Origin of the sequence: Streptomyces sp. ML-6 (assembly GCF_030116705.1) — a bacterium.
Lineage (GTDB): Bacteria > Actinomycetota > Actinomycetes > Streptomycetales > Streptomycetaceae > Streptomyces.
Genome location: NZ_JAOTIK010000001.1, coordinates 7648061 through 7664956 on the forward strand (window position 1 = coordinate 7648061; position 16896 = coordinate 7664956).

General features: G+C 70.9%; 14 protein-coding genes. 7 read left to right on the forward strand and 7 right to left on the reverse strand.

What is annotated here, in order from left to right:
• A complete protein-coding gene (locus OCT49_RS33450; RefSeq protein WP_283855539.1) occupies positions 1 to 1173 on the reverse strand; it encodes a cupin domain-containing protein in 1173 nt (390 codons plus the stop codon).
• Positions 1174 to 1248: 75 nt separating this feature from the next.
• Here OCT49_RS33450 and OCT49_RS33455 point away from each other — a divergent pair, with 75 nt between their 5' ends.
• Entirely contained in the window at positions 1249 to 2028 is a 780-nt protein-coding gene (locus OCT49_RS33455) for an IclR family transcriptional regulator (RefSeq protein ID WP_283855540.1), read from the forward strand.
• 67 nt (positions 2029 to 2095) lie between these two features.
• On the opposite strand, the gene OCT49_RS33460 is transcribed toward OCT49_RS33455, so the two are convergent.
• From OCT49_RS33460 to OCT49_RS33470, 3 genes are read right to left on the reverse strand one after another with little or no spacing between them, the layout of a single operon-like run.
• Positions 2096 to 2941: an alpha/beta fold hydrolase gene (locus tag OCT49_RS33460; RefSeq protein ID WP_283855541.1), complete on the reverse strand. Its 846-nt coding sequence runs from the start codon at positions 2939 to 2941 to the stop codon at positions 2096 to 2098.
• Positions 2941 to 3864 carry a VOC family protein gene (locus tag OCT49_RS33465; protein WP_283856021.1) on the reverse strand — a complete coding sequence of 308 codons (924 nt, stop codon included), beginning with the start codon at positions 3862 to 3864 and terminating at the stop codon, positions 2941 to 2943. Before OCT49_RS33465 ends, OCT49_RS33460 begins: the two co-directional genes overlap by 1 nt.
• 46 nt (positions 3865 to 3910) lie before the next feature.
• Positions 3911 to 5455 (reverse strand): FAD-dependent monooxygenase, encoded by a 1545-nt coding sequence (locus tag OCT49_RS33470; protein ID WP_283855542.1) that lies wholly within the window; start codon positions 5453 to 5455, stop codon positions 3911 to 3913.
• A 216-nt stretch (positions 5456 to 5671) separates the two neighbouring features.
• Here OCT49_RS33470 and OCT49_RS33475 point away from each other — a divergent pair, with 216 nt between their 5' ends.
• From OCT49_RS33475 to OCT49_RS33490, 4 genes are all read left to right on the forward strand, one after another.
• Positions 5672 to 6328 (forward strand): TetR/AcrR family transcriptional regulator, encoded by a 657-nt coding sequence (locus tag OCT49_RS33475; RefSeq protein WP_283855543.1) that lies wholly within the window; start codon positions 5672 to 5674, stop codon positions 6326 to 6328.
• Between the two features lie 557 nt (positions 6329 to 6885).
• Positions 6886 to 9372: a molybdopterin oxidoreductase family protein gene (locus tag OCT49_RS33480; RefSeq protein ID WP_283855544.1), complete on the forward strand. Its 2487-nt coding sequence runs from the start codon at positions 6886 to 6888 to the stop codon at positions 9370 to 9372.
• Positions 9369 to 9860 (forward strand): hypothetical protein, encoded by a 492-nt coding sequence (locus OCT49_RS33485; RefSeq protein ID WP_283855545.1) that lies wholly within the window; start codon positions 9369 to 9371, stop codon positions 9858 to 9860. The genes OCT49_RS33480 and OCT49_RS33485 overlap by 4 nt, the downstream gene beginning before the upstream one ends.
• Before the next feature lie 311 nt (positions 9861 to 10171).
• Positions 10172 to 10777 carry a hemerythrin domain-containing protein gene (locus tag OCT49_RS33490; protein WP_283855546.1) on the forward strand — a complete coding sequence of 202 codons (606 nt, stop codon included), beginning with the start codon at positions 10172 to 10174 and terminating at the stop codon, positions 10775 to 10777.
• A gap of 83 nt (positions 10778 to 10860) precedes the next feature.
• On the opposite strand, the gene OCT49_RS33495 is transcribed toward OCT49_RS33490, so the two are convergent.
• From OCT49_RS33495 to OCT49_RS33505, 3 genes are all read right to left on the reverse strand, one after another.
• The gene (locus OCT49_RS33495; RefSeq protein WP_283855547.1) at positions 10861 to 11685 is read right to left on the reverse strand and encodes a cytochrome c oxidase assembly protein; all 825 of its coding nucleotides are present in this window, start codon (positions 11683 to 11685) and stop codon (positions 10861 to 10863) included.
• A gap of 11 nt (positions 11686 to 11696) precedes the next feature.
• Positions 11697 to 12260: a DUF2243 domain-containing protein gene (locus OCT49_RS33500; RefSeq protein ID WP_283855548.1), complete on the reverse strand. Its 564-nt coding sequence runs from the start codon at positions 12258 to 12260 to the stop codon at positions 11697 to 11699.
• Positions 12261 to 12952: 692 nt separating this feature from the next.
• Positions 12953 to 13159: a hypothetical protein gene (locus OCT49_RS33505; RefSeq protein ID WP_283855549.1), complete on the reverse strand. Its 207-nt coding sequence runs from the start codon at positions 13157 to 13159 to the stop codon at positions 12953 to 12955.
• Between the two features lie 149 nt (positions 13160 to 13308).
• Here OCT49_RS33505 and OCT49_RS33510 point away from each other — a divergent pair, with 149 nt between their 5' ends.
• Together OCT49_RS33510 and OCT49_RS33515 are read left to right on the forward strand one after the other, a co-directional pair.
• Positions 13309 to 16320, forward strand: coding sequence for an AfsR/SARP family transcriptional regulator (locus OCT49_RS33510; protein ID WP_283855550.1), 3012 nt, complete (start codon positions 13309 to 13311; stop codon positions 16318 to 16320).
• A gap of 98 nt (positions 16321 to 16418) precedes the next feature.
• The gene (locus tag OCT49_RS33515) at positions 16419 to 16592 is read left to right on the forward strand and encodes a transposase (protein ID WP_283855551.1); all 174 of its coding nucleotides are present in this window, start codon (positions 16419 to 16421) and stop codon (positions 16590 to 16592) included.
• The last annotated feature ends 304 nt before the right edge of the window (positions 16593 to 16896 follow it).

The following is a 16896-nucleotide window of genomic DNA, read 5'->3' on the forward strand; positions in this document are numbered from 1 at the left end:
TCAGGCGTCCTTCTGGGTGCGGTGGAGTCGGAGCGCCTCGAAGACGGGCGCGTCGGAGAAGCGGAAGAGGTCCAGGGCGCCCGAGTCGGAGTCCGACCGGCCGGCCTCGGAGCAGGCGGAGAAGGGTTCCCAGGACGGGACGACGAACAGGTCGCCGCGGCTGACCGTCCAGGACCGCTCCCCGACGGTCACCACGCCGGAGCCGTCGAAGACCTGGTAGACGGAGGATCCGGTCTCGCGGACGGGAGCGGTCCCGGCGCCGCGGGCGACTCGGTGGAACTCGGCGCGGAGGGTCGGCAGGACGTCGGTGCCGTCGTGCGGGTTGGTGTAGCGGACCGCGGCATGGCCGGGCTCGACGGTGCCTTCGAACCCCTCCTTCTCCAGGAGCAGTTGGTCGCGCAACGCGGCGTCGGTGTACTCCCACTTGTACGAGAGCAGCGGGCTGCCCGGAGTCGTGGGGGTGGCCGAGAGCGGGCGCAGACCCGGATGGGCCCACAACCGCTCGGAGCGCGACCGCTCGGGCGTGGTCCGCTCGGCGTCACTGATCTCGTCGCGGCCGAACTCGAAGAACTGGGCCTCGGTGGCGTACTGGAAGGGGATGTCCAGGCCGTCGATCCAGGCCATCGGCGCGGAGGTGGCGTTGTGGTGGGCGTGCCAGTTCCAGCCGGCCTGCGGGAGAAAGTCGCCGCGCCGCATCGGTACGGGATCGCCGCCGACGACCGTCCACACGCCCGAGCCCTCGACGACGAAGCGGAAGGCGTGCTGGGTGTGGCGGTGCTCGGGGGCGTCCTCGCCCGGCATCAGGTACTGGATGGCCGCCCACAGCGTCGGGGTGGCGAACGGGCGCCCGCCGAGGGCGGGGTTGGCCAGGGCGATGGCGCGGCGCTCGCCGCCGCGGCCGACCGGGACGAGGTCACCGGCCTGCGCCGCGAGTTCCCGGAGCCGGTCCCATCGCCACAGGTGCGGGACGGCGTGCGAGCGCGGGTGGGCCGGCATCAGGTCGCCGATCTCGGTCCACAGCGGGACGAGCAGTTCGTGTTCGAAGCCCCGGTAGAGCTCTTCGAGCGCCGGGGTGACCTCGGGCTGTCCCTCCGCGGCGACGGCCTGCAGCCGCACCGGGGAGCCCGAGCCGAGGTCAGGGGCGAGGTCATGGGCCAGAGAGGAGTGCGTCACGGATTCAGCCTGCTCGGTTCTTCCATGAGGAACAGGTAGATTCTGGAGAGCAGAACAGCTGACCGGGAGTACGTCATGGACAAGCCGCTCAAGACCCCGCCGCCCTACCCCATCGCCAGCGTCGACCACGCACTGCGGGCGGCGACCATCCTCCAGCTGGAGGGCAGCGCGAGCGTGTCGCAGATCGCCGAGCGTCTGGGCGTCGCGCGGTCCACGGCCCACCGCATCCTGGCGATGCTGGTCTACCGGGACTTCGCCGTGCAGGGCGAGGACCGCGACTACCGCGCGGGCCCGGTCCTCGAACTCGCCTCGTACTCCCAGTCCGAGGTCTCGCGACTGCGCGCCGTTGCCCTCCCGCATCTGCACCGGGTCGTCGACCTCCTCGACGAGACCGCGAACCTGACGGTGCGGACCGGGGACACCGTGCGGTTCATCGCCAGCGTCGAGTGCGGGCAGGCCCTGCGGGTCGGCTCCCGGGAGGGCATGGTCTTCCCGGCCCACCGCACCACGGCGGGCCTGCTGCTGCTCGCCGAACTCTCCGACACGGAGCTGGAGGAGGTGTACGCCGCCGAGCGGTACGGGGACCGCCGGGCCGACCGCCCGGACCTCGACCGGCTGCGGGCGGAGCTGGAGCGGCTGCGGCGCAGCGGATTCGCCGTCAACCGGGGCCGGTCCGAGCGCGGTCTGGCCGCCGTCGGCGTACCGGTGCGCGACCGGGACGGTGCCGCGCTGGCCGGCCTGTCGGTCTCCCTGCCCAGCGTGCGTTACGACCCCCACCGCCTGAGGTCCCTGGTCTCCACGCTGGAGGCGGCGGCGCGCGCACTGGAGAAGGATCTGGCCGAGGAGGGCTCCTGACCACGGACAAGGGCCTGTACGACCCCGCCGGCGCGGCGGTGTCGTACAGGCCCTTGGGGGTCGGACGTCAGTTGTTGGCGACGAAGTCGACGACCAGCCGGTTGAACTCGTCGGCGTGCTCGATCATCGCCCAGTGCCCGCAGTGGTTGAGCACCACCAGGCGGCTGTTCGGGATGTTCGCGAGCAGGAACAGCGAGGTCTCGTAGGAGACGACGCGGTCGTCGCGGCCGTGGATCAGCAGGGTCGGCACCTGAATCGTCGGCAGCAGTTCCGGCTTGACCCACTTGGGCAGCGGGGCGCCCTGGGGCAGGCCGTCCACGTAGTTGCGCAGGTGTTCGGGGCGGGCCAGGGCCGCGTCCGAACGGGCCTTGCACAGCTCGGGGGTGGCGAACCGGTCCTTGTCGTAGACCATGATCTCGACGAGCCTGCGCATGTTCTCCGGGCCGGCGTCCCGGTACGCCTCGATCAGGACCTTGAGGCCCTCGGACGGGCCGCCGCCCGGGCCGAAGAGGGTGGGCAGCTTGCCGACCGGCGGGCCCATGGTGATCAGGTGGGAGATCCGCTCGGGGTGCTGGGTGGCGAGGCGGAGCGAGGTCTGGCCGCCCATCGAGTTCCCGACGAAGGCCGCCTTGTCGATGCCGAGGGCGTCCAGGAACTGGATGGCGGCCTCGACGTGGTCGAGCCGGTCGACGGTGGCGGCGTCCGATTCGCCCCAGCCCGGCATGTCGACCGCGTACACGTGGAAGTGCTCGGCCAGGGCCTCGATGTTGCCGGCGAAGTTGCTCCAGCCGGTGGCGCCGGGGCCGCTGCCGTGCAGCAGGACGACCGGGTGGCCGGAGCCCGCCTCGTAGTAGCGGAGCTTCCAGTCGGGTGTCTGGACGGTGCGGGCGATGTCCCGGGGGTCGATGCTCATCAGTGGTTCTCTTCCATGGGGTTCGGGGCGGCGGCGAGCAGGTCGGCGACCACGCCCGGCGGACGGTGGCCCCAGCTGTGCAGCCGGTCGAGCGTCCGCACCTCCCAGGTCTCGTCGTCGATGATCAGCCCGCCCCAGCCGTACTCGACGCTGAATCCGGACGGCGTGAGGACGTAGAAGCTGAACATGTGGTCGTTCGGATGCATGCCGAGCGTCATCTCGAACGGCTGCTTGGCATCCATGCACCGGTCGTAGGCCAGGCCGACGTCGCGGATGTCGTCGACCTCGACCATGAAGTGGTGGGTCTTCTTCGGGTGCGGCATGTCGCCGAAGGCCACGGTGTGATGACGGCCGTTGCAGTGCAGGAAGATCAGGTCGGCCACGATGCCCGGGGCGAGTTCCTCGACGATGATGTCGCTGATCTTGAAGCCGAGCAGGTCGACGTAGAAGCCCAGATAGGTCTCGCGGGAGACCCCGTGGGCGAGCAGGACCTGGTGGCCCGCGCCGCCGGCGCCGGTCACGAAGCCGCCGAGCAGCGACGCGGACGCGAACGGGGTGGCGGCGTCGGCCAGGCCGTTGACCAGCTCGATCCGGTTGCCCATCGGGTCGGTGGTGACGAAGATCCGGTCCACCTTGCGGGCGGCGGCGAGCGCCGTGTCGCCCTCCGCGACCTCGGCACCGGCCGCGCGCAGTCGCGCGACCAGCGCGTCGAGCGCAGCCGCGCCCTCGACCTCGTAACCGGTCGCCACCAGGTCGTCGGCGGGGCCCTCGGTGATCACCCAGCGGTGGGCCTTCTCGTCGGTACGCAGCGTGAAGCCATTGTCGGTCCGCTCGCCGAGCTGCATGCCGAGCAGGTCGACGCCGAAGCGCTCCCAGTCGGCGAGGCTGCTCACCTCGTAGACGACGTACCCGAGTTCTTTCACACCGGACAAGACACTTCTCCTTGTTCGCAGGCTTCGCAGGGCTTGGTCAGAGGGCGGGCACGGCGAGGCCGTGGGTGTCGGCGGCGGCGACGAAACGGTCCGGGCGGACCGCGATCACCCGGGCGCCGTACCGGCGCATCCAGGGCAGGACGACCTCGTCCAGGTCGACGAGTTCGTGCGGGCCCCGGGTGTGCGCGGTCTTCGGACGCACCGCTCGGTAGTGGGCGCCGAGCGTGTCCCAGCCGGCCTTCTCCTCGGCCGACAGCAGGGTCGCCGGGTCGACGTCGTCGCCGAGCAGCACGAAGTGGTGGCCGAGGTGTTCGTCGAGGCGGGCCATCCGGCCCGCGGTGTCTCCGATGACGGGTTGCGGGATCATGCGGCCGATGACGCTGGCATCGCCGGTCTCGCCGCGGATCCAGCCGCCCGCGAGGACCGGCGGGGCGGTCAGCGGCGGCTCGAACGGGGTGACCGTGTTCTCGGGCACCGCGTTCATCGCGGCCTGCTCCTCCGCGGAGACCTCCTGCTTGATCACCCGGCCCAGACCGACCGCGAGGCCGGTGTAGAAGGCGGCGTTGGGGCGCCGCTCCGCCTCGTACGTGTCGAGCCAGCCCTCGGGCAGCTCGCCCTTGAGCACGCGGGCGAGCTTCCAGCCCAGGTCGTGGGCGTCGCGCATGCCGGTCTGCATGCCGGCGCCGGCCCACGGCGGCATCAGGTGCGCTGCGTCGCCGGCCAGGAACACCCGCCCCTGGCGGAAGGTGTCGGCCATGCGGACGTGGTGCTGGTAGAAGGCGTGCTGGTGGATGTCGACGTCGTCCTCGGAGACGCCGAGCGCCTTGAGGAGCGGCCAGAGTTCGGCGCTCGTCGGATAGTCCGCCGGGGTCTCGTCGGGCTTGAGCGGGATCTCCCAGCGATGGTTGCCCGCGGACAGGGCGATGTCGACGACCGGGCGCTCCTTGTCGGACCAGAAGGTCAGGAAGTCGCGGTCGGGCCACCAGCGTTTGACGTGACAGTCGATGACCACCCAGGTGACGTCGTCGGTGTCGCCGAGCAGCTTGCAGCCGATGCGGCCGCGGGTGGCGCTGCTGCCGCCGTCGGCGCCGATCGCGTACCGGGCGCGGGTCGTGCGGGTGACACCGTCGGCGGTCGAGGTGACCGTGACGCCGTCGGCGTCCTGCTCGATGCCGGTGACCTCGTCCCCGTAGTGCACGGTGACCAGGTCCGCGTACCGGTCCTGGACGGCCGCGCGCAGTTCGGCCTCCATCGTCGGCTGGTAGATGTTGTAGAAGCGCGGGGTGCGGCCGAGAGTGGACGGCGGATGCTCGATCCGCATGATCTCGGTGCGGTCGTAGGTCATCCAGCGCAGGGCCCGCTGTGGATCGATCACCCTCTCGATCCGCTCGTCGATGCCGAGATCCTGGAAGATCCGCATCGTCCAGTCGTTGACCGTCACGGCACGGGCCCGGGGGTAGATGTCCCGATCCCGTTCGAGAGCGACGGCGGAGATGCCGTGCCGGGCGAGGGTGAGTGCGGCGATCACACCGGTCGGGCCATACCCGACAATCGCGATATCCGCGTCGTAGTTCTTGGTCATGCGCGGGCTCCGTGGGTCAGGCTCGAACGCAGAGAGGGGGAAGTTTTGGACCGATCGGTCGGTACGTTTTTGAACGTATCAGCGCACCTCCGCGCCACGTCAAGAGATTCCTGGCAGTAAATTTCCTGTGCGGGCGGCACCGGAGCGCCGCGGTGAACGCCGTACGGCCGGGTTGTGGCGGAGACGCGGGAACCGGCCTCGCCTACACTCCGGTGGGTGGAAAAGAGCGAGCCGCCCACGCCGGAGGCACGAACCAACCGCCGCGGCCGCCGGTCACGGCAGGAGATTCTCGACGCGGCCGCCCGCGTGATGTCCGTGCGCGGCTACGCCGGAACGCCGATGTCGGTGCTCGTCAAGGAGACCGGCCTGCCGAAGAGCGCCTTCTACCACCACTTCGCATCCAAGGCCGGGCTGCTCTCCGCGGTCATGGAGCAGGGCGCGCAAGCCTTCTTCGCCGCCATGCGCGAAGCACACCGCAACCCGCCCGCCGAGGGCAGCCCGCGTGATCTGCTCCGGTGGTACCTGCGCCGGACGGGCGACGTCATGGAGAACGGCGAGGAGTTCCTCCGCCTGCTGTTCGTCCTGGTGATGAGCCGTGAGGCGGCGGAGGCGCCGGAGGCGCTGCAGACCGTGAACGCGGTCCGCGACGAGGGGCGCGCCTACATGGCGCACATGATCCGCTCGTCCTTCGCGGGGCTGGGCGAGGAGACCGCCGACACGATCGCGCGGACCCTGGCGCCCTTCGGCATGGCCGGCTACGACGGCGCCTTCGTGGCCCTCCAGTCCGACGCCGGGCAGCCGGTGTCGGTGTGGATGGACCAGCTGGCCGACTCCCTCGCCGCGCTCGGCGAGGCGATCGCCGCCGGAGACTGACAGACCGTACGGGCCGCGCGGGTGAGCCGCGTCGCTCGTACATGCCACACCGCCCTGCGGATCCTTCCGCCTTTCTGCGGAGCAGAATTGCGGCGGCCCCGGACCATGGCCGTGGCGATACTTCAGGCCGACGATCGATGCGACCACTCTCCCGAGGAGCGGCCCATGCGACGACGTGACGTCCCGAGCCCCGTGCACCGGAGTCGTCCCGGCGAACAGCCCGCCCCCGCCCGTGCCCTGGCGGCGGGCGGACCGGCCACCGCACGGGACCACCGGCCCGGAAGCCGGGGAGAACTCGCCCTTTGACCGAAGAAGGACGTGGCGCGATCGGGGACGGTCTCGAACCGGCGGGCCGGGGCGAGCAGCCCGTCCGGAGGGCGGCGCCTCCGGCTCCTGGCCGGCGGGCCGGAACCACCCCCCGGAAGCGCCTCCGCAGACGGCCCCGTCGCCTGCCTGTATCCGGGTGACAGGGCAGTACCCCTGGCCGTGGTTCATGTCCAGGTCTGCGGTTCAGGCGTACAAGGGGAAGCCGTCGACAAGTGGGCAAGGGGACAGCGGTGAAGCCTTCGGTGGACCGGATCGGGGATCCGTGGGGCGGCCGTGTGCCGCATGGGCGTCACGAGCCGTGGCCGGCCCGGGTGGACACCCATCTCGCCGAAGGGGTGGAGGCCGGGATGGTGCAACGCTGGGTGCAGGCAGCCTCGATCCTGCACTCCGACGGGGATGCCATGGATATCGCGGTGGTCGACGGCCGGATGGTCGGGGTGCGGGGGCGGGCGGTCGACCGGGTCAACCGCGGCAGGCTCGGCCCCAAGGATCTCTTCGGCTGGCAGGCCAACGCCTCGCCCGACCGGCTGACCCGCCCACTGGTCCGTGAGGGCGGGCGACTGGTGGAGGCCGACTGGGAGACCGCGATGGGCCGGGTCGTGTCCCGCTCCCGCGAACTGCTCGGCGAGCAAGGTCCGGGCTCGATCGGCTTCTACACCAGTGGGCAGCTGTTCCTGGAGGAGTACTACACCCTCGCGGTCCTGGCCCGGGCCGGCATCGGGACGAACCACCTGGACGGCAACACGCGCCTGTGCACCTCGACGGCGGCCGAGGCGCTGAAGGAGTCCTTCGGCTGTGACGGGCAGCCGGGAAGTTATGACGACATCGACCACGCCGACGTCATCGCGCTCTTCGGCCACAACATCGCCGAGACGCAGCCCGTGCAGTGGATGCGCGTCCTCGACCGGCTGGAGGGCGCCGACCCTCCCCGTCTGCTCTGCGTCGACCCCCGGCCCACTCCGGTGGCCCGCAGGGCCGCCGTGCACCTGGCCCCCCGCATCGGCACGAACGTAGCATTGCTCAACGCCCTCCTGCACGAGGTCATCCGCACCGACCGCATCGACCACGAGTACGTCCGGACGCACACGGTCGGCTTCGACGAGCTCGCGGCCCGGGTCGAGGACTGCACCCCGGAATGGGCGGCCGGCATCTGCGACGTCCCGGCCTCCCGGATCGTCGAGGCCGCCGAACTCCTGGGCACCGCCGACCGACTGCTGTCCACGGTGCTGCAGGGCGTCTACCAGTCCCACCAGGCCACGGCGGCGGCCGTGCAGGTCAACAACCTCCATCTGATCCGGGGCATGCTGGGCAGGCCGGGCGCCGGGGTGTTCCAGATGAACGGACAGCCCACCGCCCAGAACACCCGCGAATGCGGGGCCGACGGGGACCTCCCCGGCTTCCGCAACTGGCAGAACGACGCCCACGTCGAGGATCTGGCAAGGGTCTGGAACGTCGAACCGTCGACGATTCCCCACTACGCGCCGCCCACCCACGCCCTGCAGATGTTCCGCTACGCCGAACAGGGGTCGATCCGCATGTTGTGGATCAGCGGCACCAACCCCGCCGTGTCCCTGCCCGAACTGTCCCGCATCCGCTCGATCCTCGCCCAGGAGCGCCTGTTCGTCGTCGTCCAGGACCTCTTCCTCACCGAGACGGCATGGTACGCCGACGTCGTGCTGCCCGCGGCGACCTGGGGGGAGAAGACCGGCACGTTCACCAATGCCGACCGCACGGTGCACCTCTCGGACAAGGCCGTCGAGCCGCCCGGTGAGGCCAGGCCCGACCTCGACATCTTCCTCGACTACGCCCGACGGATGGACTTCCGCGACAAGGACGGCGGCCCGCTGATCACCTGGCACGACCCCGAGTCGGCGTTCGAGGCGTGGAAGCGGTGCAGCGCCGACCGTCCGTGCGACTACACCGGCCTGTCCTACGGCATGCTCCGGGGCGGCAGCGGCATCCAGTGGCCCGTCAACGGACAGGCTCCCGGCGGCACCGAACGCCTCTACACCCACGGCATCACCTGGGCCCACCCCGACGTGTGCGAGAACTACGGCAAGGACCTGGTGACCGGAGCGGCGGACAGCGCGGTGGAATACCGCTCCCTCAACCCCGACGGCAAAGCCATGATCAAAGCCGCCGCCTACCTGCCACCCCACGAGGCCCCGACCCGCGACCACCCCTTCCAGCTGACCACCGGACGCACCCTCTACCACTTCCACACCCGCACCAAGACCGGGCGCGCGCCCCAGCTGAACGCGGCGGCCCCCGACGTGTGGGTCGAAGCATCCGCGGATGACGCGGCACGGGCCGGCCTCGGTGAAGGGGACCTGGTCGAGGTCAGCACCCCGCGCGGCACCCTCCAGGGCCGGCTGCGCGTCACCGGCCTGCGGCCGGGAGTGCTCTTCGTGCCCTTCCACTACGGCTACTGGGACACCCCCACCGGCGTGGGCCCGGAGCCCACCGTGCCGGGCCGCGCGGCCAACGAGACCACGATCACCGACTGGGACCCCGCCTCCAAGCAACCGGTGTTCAAGACCGCCGCAGCCGCGCTCACCCTCGTCGCACGCGGCGACGGGACCCCGGCACCGGCGCCCACCACCACAGCCTCCGCCCCGACGGCCCCGCACGGCGTGCCGGCCACCACCGGCGGACCCGCCGCGCACGCCACCCAGGAATCCGCCATCTCCCGCGACACCGAGGAAGGCGACCGGTGAACGGCATCAAACTCGCCCTGCGCACCCTCCACCACGGCGAACGAGACCTCGTCGACGACCTCATGAAGCTGTCGGAGCGCCACCGCACCGAGCACGAGATCCACCACGTCGCCACCGATGTGGCCATCTGGTCCCGGGAGCACGTCCAGCGCCTGGCAGACACCGCCACCCACTACGACCTGGACCTCGACGGCCCGCCCGGCAATTCCTCCCCCGGCCTGTTCGCCGCGCTCCGGAAAAAGGCATCGGAAGTGACGGGAAACCGTCCCGAACCCGGCCTGCTGCTCCTCCGCGACCTGCGGGAAACCCATCTGGCCGCGACGTACAACTCACTGCACTGGGAGATGCTCGCCCAGGCCGCACAGGCTTCGAAGGACACCCGGCTCCTGGCCCTCGCCTCCTCCTGCCATCCCCGGACGCTGCGTCAGATGCGCTGGACCAACACCATGATCAAGAACCTCTCGCCACAGTTGCTCACCAGCCTGTAACAGCCTGGGCACAGGGGTGACGCCTACGACAACGCCCTGATGGAGAGCACGAGGGGCCTGTTCGGAACCGAGCTGACCAAGCCCCGCCGGCCGGGGAAGACACTGTCCGACGTTGAACTCGCCACGGCCGAGTAAACCGACCGGTACAACCACCGACGACTTCACGAGGGGACAGGCGACCTCCCCCGTCGAATACGAAAACCCGGGGAGGTTCAGCCGGTTGTCACGCCTACTGGTCCAGGAGTACCGCCTCCAGACCGAGGGCGAGCACCCAGACACCGCACAGGGCGAGAAGTAGGGGAGGGGCCGACATGTCCGAGCTGCACACCCCACAGGCCGGGGACGACCAGGCAAAGGACAACGACGTCGTCGCCCTGCTCAAACGCCGGCACGGCGATGTCCGCAACCTCTTCGACGAGGTCGAACAGAGCACGGGCGAGGAGCGCCGGGACGCGTTCCGCCGCCTGGTGCGGTTGCTGGCCGTGCACGAGACGGCCGAGGAAGAAGTGGTCCACCCCTTCGCCCGGCGTGCGTTGCCGGGCGGCGAGCAGGTCGTCGAGGACCGCCTCGCCGAGGAGAGGGCCGCCAAGGAGACCCTCGTGGCCCTGGACGAGACGGACACCGACCACCCGGACTTCCTGTCCCGGCTGAAGGCGCTGCGCACGGACGTGCAGGAGCACGCTCGGGCGGAGGAGCGCTACGAGTTCGCCCACATCTACCGCAGTACCGATGCCATCAACCTGGCTGTCATGGCCAAGGCCATCAAGGCCGCCGAGGCGATGGCGCCCGCCCGCCCCCACCCGGGCGTCGAGTCCGGGGCGAAGAACCTGGCCCTCGGCCCTGTCGCAGCCCTCATGGACCGCACCAAGGACGCCGTCCGCAAGGCCATGGGCAACAGCTGGGCCAAGAAGCCCTGAGCCTCCCGAGGCCCACCTGCCCCGGGAGGCTCAGGGGTGCAGGAGGTGGCGAGTGGGGCGTTGCTACTGCCTGCCGCCTGGCGTCAGGGGTGTGCCGTGGCCTCGCGGGGTGCGACAGCTTCACGGTGTGCCGCGCGCCGGCGTTCGGGGCGCCAGGTGGCGACCAGGGCAGCGGCCAGCAGCAGTTCGGCGATGTCACCGCCGTAGTACATGATCTCCGCGCCTCCCTGGACCTGGTGGACGGGGGCGTGGATGTCGACCCAGAAGCCGCCGTACATCAGCTGGGAGATCACCGCGTGCGCCGCGATGGCGATACCGAGGCAGAGCAGCCGGGCACGCACCCCGGGACGGGCGGGCGCCGGGTCGGGACCGGCGATGACGTGGGCGAAGAGGCAGCCGGACAGCAGGAAGTGCGCGTGCAGCATCCAGTGCGCGGCCGGGCTGCCTGCGGTCGCGTTGTAGAGGGGGGTGAAGTAGAGCACCGCGAGGCTGCCCGTGGAGAGGGCAAGCGCGACCACCGGATGGGCGATCGCCCGGGCTGGCGGGCTGTGCAGTACAGCAGTCAGCTGCCGCCCCCGGGCCGGGGGCAGGGTGCGCAGCAGGAGGGTGACGGGGGCCGCGAGGACGAGCGTGAGGGGCGCGTACATGCCGATGAGCATGTGTTGGACCATGTGGCCGCGGAAGTCCTCGTGCGCGAACGGGGCCACGGGCGGCAGCAGGGCCACTCCGAGCAGGGCGGCGCCGGTCAGGAAGCCGGTGGTCCGCCACCGGCTCCAGCCCTGGACCGGGTTGCGGCGGCGAGCCCGGCGGGCAAGCAGCAGGTAGATGCCGGCGGCGGCCAGCAGGACGAGGACGGGCAGCAGCCACCCGAGGAGGCTGCTGCCCGCGGTGTGCCCGTGTGCGGCCATGCCGTGATCCATCAGGTGGGCCGGCCCTCGTACCGCTCGGCGGTGGCGTCCGGGTCGAAGGGCCGGCCGCTGCGCTGGAGCAGGTAGCCACCGGTCACCAGCAGGGCGCCCAGGACGAGGAAGCCGATGTCCCACCAGACCTGGCCGTCTCCGGCGTAGACGTGGTGGATGCCCAGGATGTGGTGGTCCAGGACGCCCTCGACGAGGTTGAACAGGCCCCAGCCGACGAGCATCCATCCCCACAGCACCCGGGACTTCCACACCAGCAGCCGGTTGTGGGTCACCCGCGAGTACAGGATGGCGAGTCCGAGAAGGACCGCGAGCCAGCACACGGTGTGGAAGATGCCGTCCCAGAGGGTGTTCATTTCCAGGCCGGGGACAGTATGGGGGTTGTAGTACTTCACCCCGATGCGGTCCTCGTTGGTACTGGAGAGCATGTGGTGCCATCGCAGGAGCTGGTGGAGCAGGATGCCATCGAGGAAGCCGCCCATTCCCACCCCGAGCACGATGCCCGGCAACTGGAGGCTTGCCGGTTGTGCCATGTCGGCCCGGGCCTCGCCTGTCGTGGTGGCCATCGTTCGTCTCCACTCCTGGTTCTGGGCCCTGTGGGAAGATGCTTCAGTCACAGGTTTCCCTCTCCCCGGCACTCAGGCACGCGCATGTGCTCCACCCGGCCCAGCAAACACCGTTGCAGTACTGAGTTCCTCGACGGCCTGTGAGAGCAGGCGAACCGCCTTGGCAGGAGGGGGAGCTGCGGGAGGGATGAGGAGTTGGCGCGCAAGCCGGGTTCGGTCGAGAGCGGGCGCGGCAAAAGGCGCCTGACGGGTGAAAACCCAGGTCAGGCGCCTTCTTCGTGTCCCCGTGATGCCAGAGACGGATCCCGGCGCGTGGACCGAGCTGGAGGCCGGGGGCGTGACAACGACCCTGGGCCAGTGATCGCCCGGCCCCCGGCTCGGTGACGGGAGCGCGTTCGTGAGGCCCATCCGGCTCACGAACGCGCGACTCAGCCGCCGATCCGGTCGGTTTGCCGTTGGAACGACGTCAGGAACACCGTCCCCAGCAGGTGGCGGACACCGATCTCGAAGTACTGCATCAGGGGCCTCCCCAGGATCCTGCGACCGGTGTTCGGCGGTCGCCGGCCGGACACCGTGGGCTCGAGTCCCGGAAGCCGGTGGTGGTACGGAGGCCGGATTCCGGGACTCGGGCACCTCCGCCGTACGCCGTGGTCAGGTGCTCTCACCACGGACGCGGCACCGGGGTGTTCCGGTCAGCACTCGGCGCAGCGGCAGTACAACCACTCGCCGGATTCGTCCGGCATGCCCTCGGTGCACCCCTCACAGGGAGCCCAGAAACCGCCACACACCGAGGAGCACTGCCAGCAGCTGGGCCAGGAGCCACAGCCTGCTGCGGCCTTGATCCGGGGAACGAGGACCCCGAGCAGCGCCGTGCCCAGCGCTTCCAGTTTTCGGTGCATGTCCACTCTCCTGAGGTCCGGGTATGTGCTGCGCACAGGGGCCGGGCAGGCGTCGGTAAATTTTTGGAAAAGCTTGAATCCGTCTGGATCCGCAGGTCGGTGGCGCCCAGAGTGTGCGGTAGGGGTTGTCGGGTGACACAGGGGGTGTGATGGTCACGCGCTTCGGGATCCTCGGGACCATCGAGGTACGGCGGCACGGGAGCCCCGTCGACGTGGGGCACGCGATGCAGCGGCGGGTGCTGGGGGCGCTGCTCGTCGACGCGGATCAAGGGCTGTCCGCCGACACGCTGGTGGAACGGGTATGGGGGGACACCGAGCCGGGGTACGGCCGCCGGACGCTGTACGGATACCTTTCCCGACTGCGGCACGCGCTGGCGGCCGACGGCACGGCCATCACCCGGGAGCGGGGCGGCGGCTACCGGCTCGTGGTCGAGCCCTCGGCGGTGGACGCCCACCGCTTCCGCGAACTGTCGGACCGGGCGCGGAGGGCAGGTGATGACGGGCAGTCGGAGGCGTTGTGGCGGGAGGCGCTGGCGCTGTGGCGGGACAGCGCTTTCGCCGGGGTGGACACCCCGTGGTTCAACGCGCAGAGGCATCTCCTCGACGGCGAGCGGCTGGCCGCCCAGCTGGAGCTGGCCGATGTGCGGCTGCGCCTGGGACAGCACGACGGGATGGTGAGCGAACTGGCCGACCGGGTGCGGTCGTATCCACTCGACGAGCGGGTGACCGGGCAACTGATCCTGGCCCTCTACCGGTGCGGGCGCCAGGCCGAGGCGCTGGAGGTGTACGAGCGCGCTCGGCGGCGGCTCGCCCACGAACTGGGTGTCGACCCCGGCGCGGCGTTGCGGCGATTGCACAAACGGATCCTTGCCGGCGATCCCGAACCGGCCGAGCCCCGCTCCGCCACACCCACCGCCATCACACAACCGGCCGGCAAGAACGGCCCGGCGGTCGGCCCGCCCATGGTGCGCCAACTGGTACCCCGGCTTCTCCCGGCGGGCCCGTCACTCTTCGTCGGCCGGGAGGGCGAGGTGGACGAGGCCCGGCGGCTGCTCGGCGCGGAGCAGCCCGGTCCGTCGATGCTCCTGGTCACGGGCGCCGCCGGAGTGGGCAAGACCGCCTTCGCCGTACGGACCGGGCATCTGCTCGCCGCGCGCTTCCCGGACGGCCAGCTCCACGCGGATCTGCGGGGCTTCGGCGACGAACCGGCCGAGCCGTACACGGTGCTCGGCACCTTCCTCCGCGCGCTCGGCATCTCCGGCGGTGCTGTGCCTGCGGAGCTGACGGACCGGGTCCATCTCTACCGCACCCTGCTGGCCGGGCAGCGGACGCTGGTCGTCCTGGACAACGCCGCAGGTGTCCAGCAGGTGAGCGACCTCCTGCCCAGCGGGGTGGGCTGTGCCGCCATCATCACCAGCCGGACGACCATGGCGGAACTGTGCTGCCGCAGGCTCCCCCTGGGCGTGCTGGACTCCGGGACGGGACTTGACCTGCTGCGGGAGATGCTCGGCCGGGACCGGACCGACGCGGAGTCCGGACCGGCCCGCGCCATCGTGGACACCTGCGGCGGACTTCCGCTGGCGGTATGGGTCGCGGGTGCGCGTCTGGCTGCCCGGCCGGGCTGGCCCCTGGCCAAGGTGGCGCGCGCTCTCGCCGACGAGCAGCGCAAGCTCGACGAGCTGGCCGTCGGCCATATCGCCGTACGGGCCAGTCTCGAACTCACCTATCAGCAGATGACCGCGGCGACGCAGCACGCCCTGCGGATGATCGCCCTGCTGCCCGGACCGAGCTTCGCCGCCTGGGCGCTTGCCGCGCTGCTGGACGCGGGGCTGGCCGAGGCGGAGGCCGTCCTCGACGACCTGGTCGAAGTGCATCTCGTACAGATCGGGCCGACGGACACCTCCGGCATTCGCTATCAACTGCACGACTTGATAAGGCTGTTCGGCAGGGAGCGGGCCGAGCAGGATGTCCCCGAACGGGATCGCGAGGCCGCGCTCACCCGGCTGCTCAGTGCAAGCCTGCACCTCGCCGACCGGGCCGCGGACGCCCTCAGTGTCGACTTCCAGGGCATTTCACAGCTGGACCTGGCTACCTGGCAGCCGCCCGCGGCCGAATCCGCCCAGTTGCTCGCCGACCCGCTGGCCTGGTTCACCGACGAACGCCGGTTCCTCATCGACGTGGCGGAGCAGGCGCTCGACGGAGCGCGGAATGTCGCACCCGCTGCCGGACTGGCCACCGCCCTCACGACCCTCTTCCAGGTCGGCAGCCACTTCGACGACTGGGAGAGGCTCCAGAACCGGGCCCTCGAAGCGGCCCTGAGCAGCGGCGACCACCACAGCGCCGCGAAGGTCCACCGCTGCCTCGGCGAACTCACCACCATCCTCGACCGCTACCCGGAAGCACTGGACCACTTCGAGCAGGCCCTGCAGCATGCCGAGGGACAGGCACCCACGTACCGGGCCGGTGCCACGGCGGGACTCGCCTATGTGCACCGGCTCCTCGGGCAGTACTCCTCCGCCGTGCACCATTTCGAGGAGGCCGCCCGGCTCGCCGAATCGACCGGCAACGTCAACTGCCTCGTCTACGCGACGAACGGCCTCGGCGTTATCGACCTGGAGCAGGGCCGGGTCGAGGCCGCCGTCGAACGGTTCACGAAGTGCCTGCGGGTCAGCCGGGGCGCGGGCTACCGGCCGGGGGAGGCCCAGGCCCTGCGATGTCTGGGTCAGAGCCATCGGGCACTCGGCGCCCACTCGGCCGCCGCCGACGCCTACCGGCGGGCCGCCGCGATCAGTGAGGACCTCGGCGACCGGCTCAGCGCCACACACGCCACCTGCTGGCTCGGGGACGTCATGGTCCGGCAGGGCGAGCACCGGGAAGGACGCCGCCTGCTGGCCCGGAGCCTGTGGACCTACCGGGAGTTCGGCAACCTCTGGGGCGAGGCCGCGACGCTGTACGCCCTCGCCGAGGCCCACCTCGCGGTGGGCCGTCCGGCCTCCGCCCGCAGACGCGCCGAGGCCGCCGTCGGGCTCTGGCGGCAGATCGGCTCCAGCAGGTGGCTGGCCGTCGGCCTCGACACTCTGGGCGCGGCACACACCATGGCCGGTGACCATTCGGCCGCGGCCTGCGCCCGCAAGGAGGCGGACGAGGTGCGGAAGGCTTGAGGCGATGGCCCGGCGGCCTCAAAGGGCGAGCTGTACTGAGATTTGTGGAGTCCCTTGTGCCAGGGGCATGGTCCTGGCGAAGGAGAGCCGTCAGCACCATGGCAGCCCCCCGTGAATACCCGGACGAGCTCCGCGAGCGTGCGGTCCGCGAGGTCCGCACCACCGGCCGCCCGATCGCCCACGTCGCCAAGGACCTCGGCATCCACCAGGAGGCCCTGTGCGGCTGGTCCGCCAGGCCGAGGCCGACCGCGGCGAGTGCGACGACCGGCTGACCATCGCCGAGCAGGACGAGCTCAGACAACTCCGCAAGGAAGTGGCGGAGTTGAGACGGGCGAACGAGATCCTCAAAGCAGCTGCGGTGTTTTGGCCCAGGAGATCGACCGTCCCCGGACGGGGCCGAGCAGGTGATGGACCACCTGCGGGACAGAGGCCTCGGGGGCGATCACGTCTGCCGGGTGCCGGACCTGTCGCCGTCGACGTACTTCGCCCGTAAGAAGCGGCCGCAGCCGGCCCGCCGGCTGCGGGACGAGCACCTCATGCCGCTGATCGAGCGGGGCCATGCCGAGTCGGGCGGGG

Excerpts from the sequence above, each read along its gene's own strand:
- OCT49_RS33455 (WP_283855540.1), top strand. The coding sequence starts at position 1,249 with ATGGACAAGCCGCTCAAGACCCCGCCGCCCTACCCCATCGCCAGCGTC.
- OCT49_RS33460 (WP_283855541.1), bottom strand. The coding sequence starts at position 2,941 with ATGAGCATCGACCCCCGGGACATCGCCCGCACCGTCCAGACACCCGAC.
- OCT49_RS33470 (WP_283855542.1), bottom strand. The coding sequence starts at position 5,455 with ATGACCAAGAACTACGACGCGGATATCGCGATTGTCGGGTATGGCCCG.
- OCT49_RS33490 (WP_283855546.1), top strand. The coding sequence starts at position 10,172 with ATGTCCGAGCTGCACACCCCACAGGCCGGGGACGACCAGGCAAAGGAC.
- OCT49_RS33495 (WP_283855547.1), bottom strand. The coding sequence starts at position 11,685 with ATGGCCGCACACGGGCACACCGCGGGCAGCAGCCTCCTCGGGTGGCTG.
- OCT49_RS33500 (WP_283855548.1), bottom strand. The coding sequence starts at position 12,260 with ATGGCCACCACGACAGGCGAGGCCCGGGCCGACATGGCACAACCGGCA.
- OCT49_RS33505 (WP_283855549.1), bottom strand. The coding sequence starts at position 13,159 with ATGCACCGAAAACTGGAAGCGCTGGGCACGGCGCTGCTCGGGGTCCTC.
- OCT49_RS33510 (WP_283855550.1), top strand. The coding sequence starts at position 13,309 with ATGGTCACGCGCTTCGGGATCCTCGGGACCATCGAGGTACGGCGGCAC.
- OCT49_RS33515 (WP_283855551.1), top strand. The coding sequence starts at position 16,419 with ATGGCAGCCCCCCGTGAATACCCGGACGAGCTCCGCGAGCGTGCGGTC.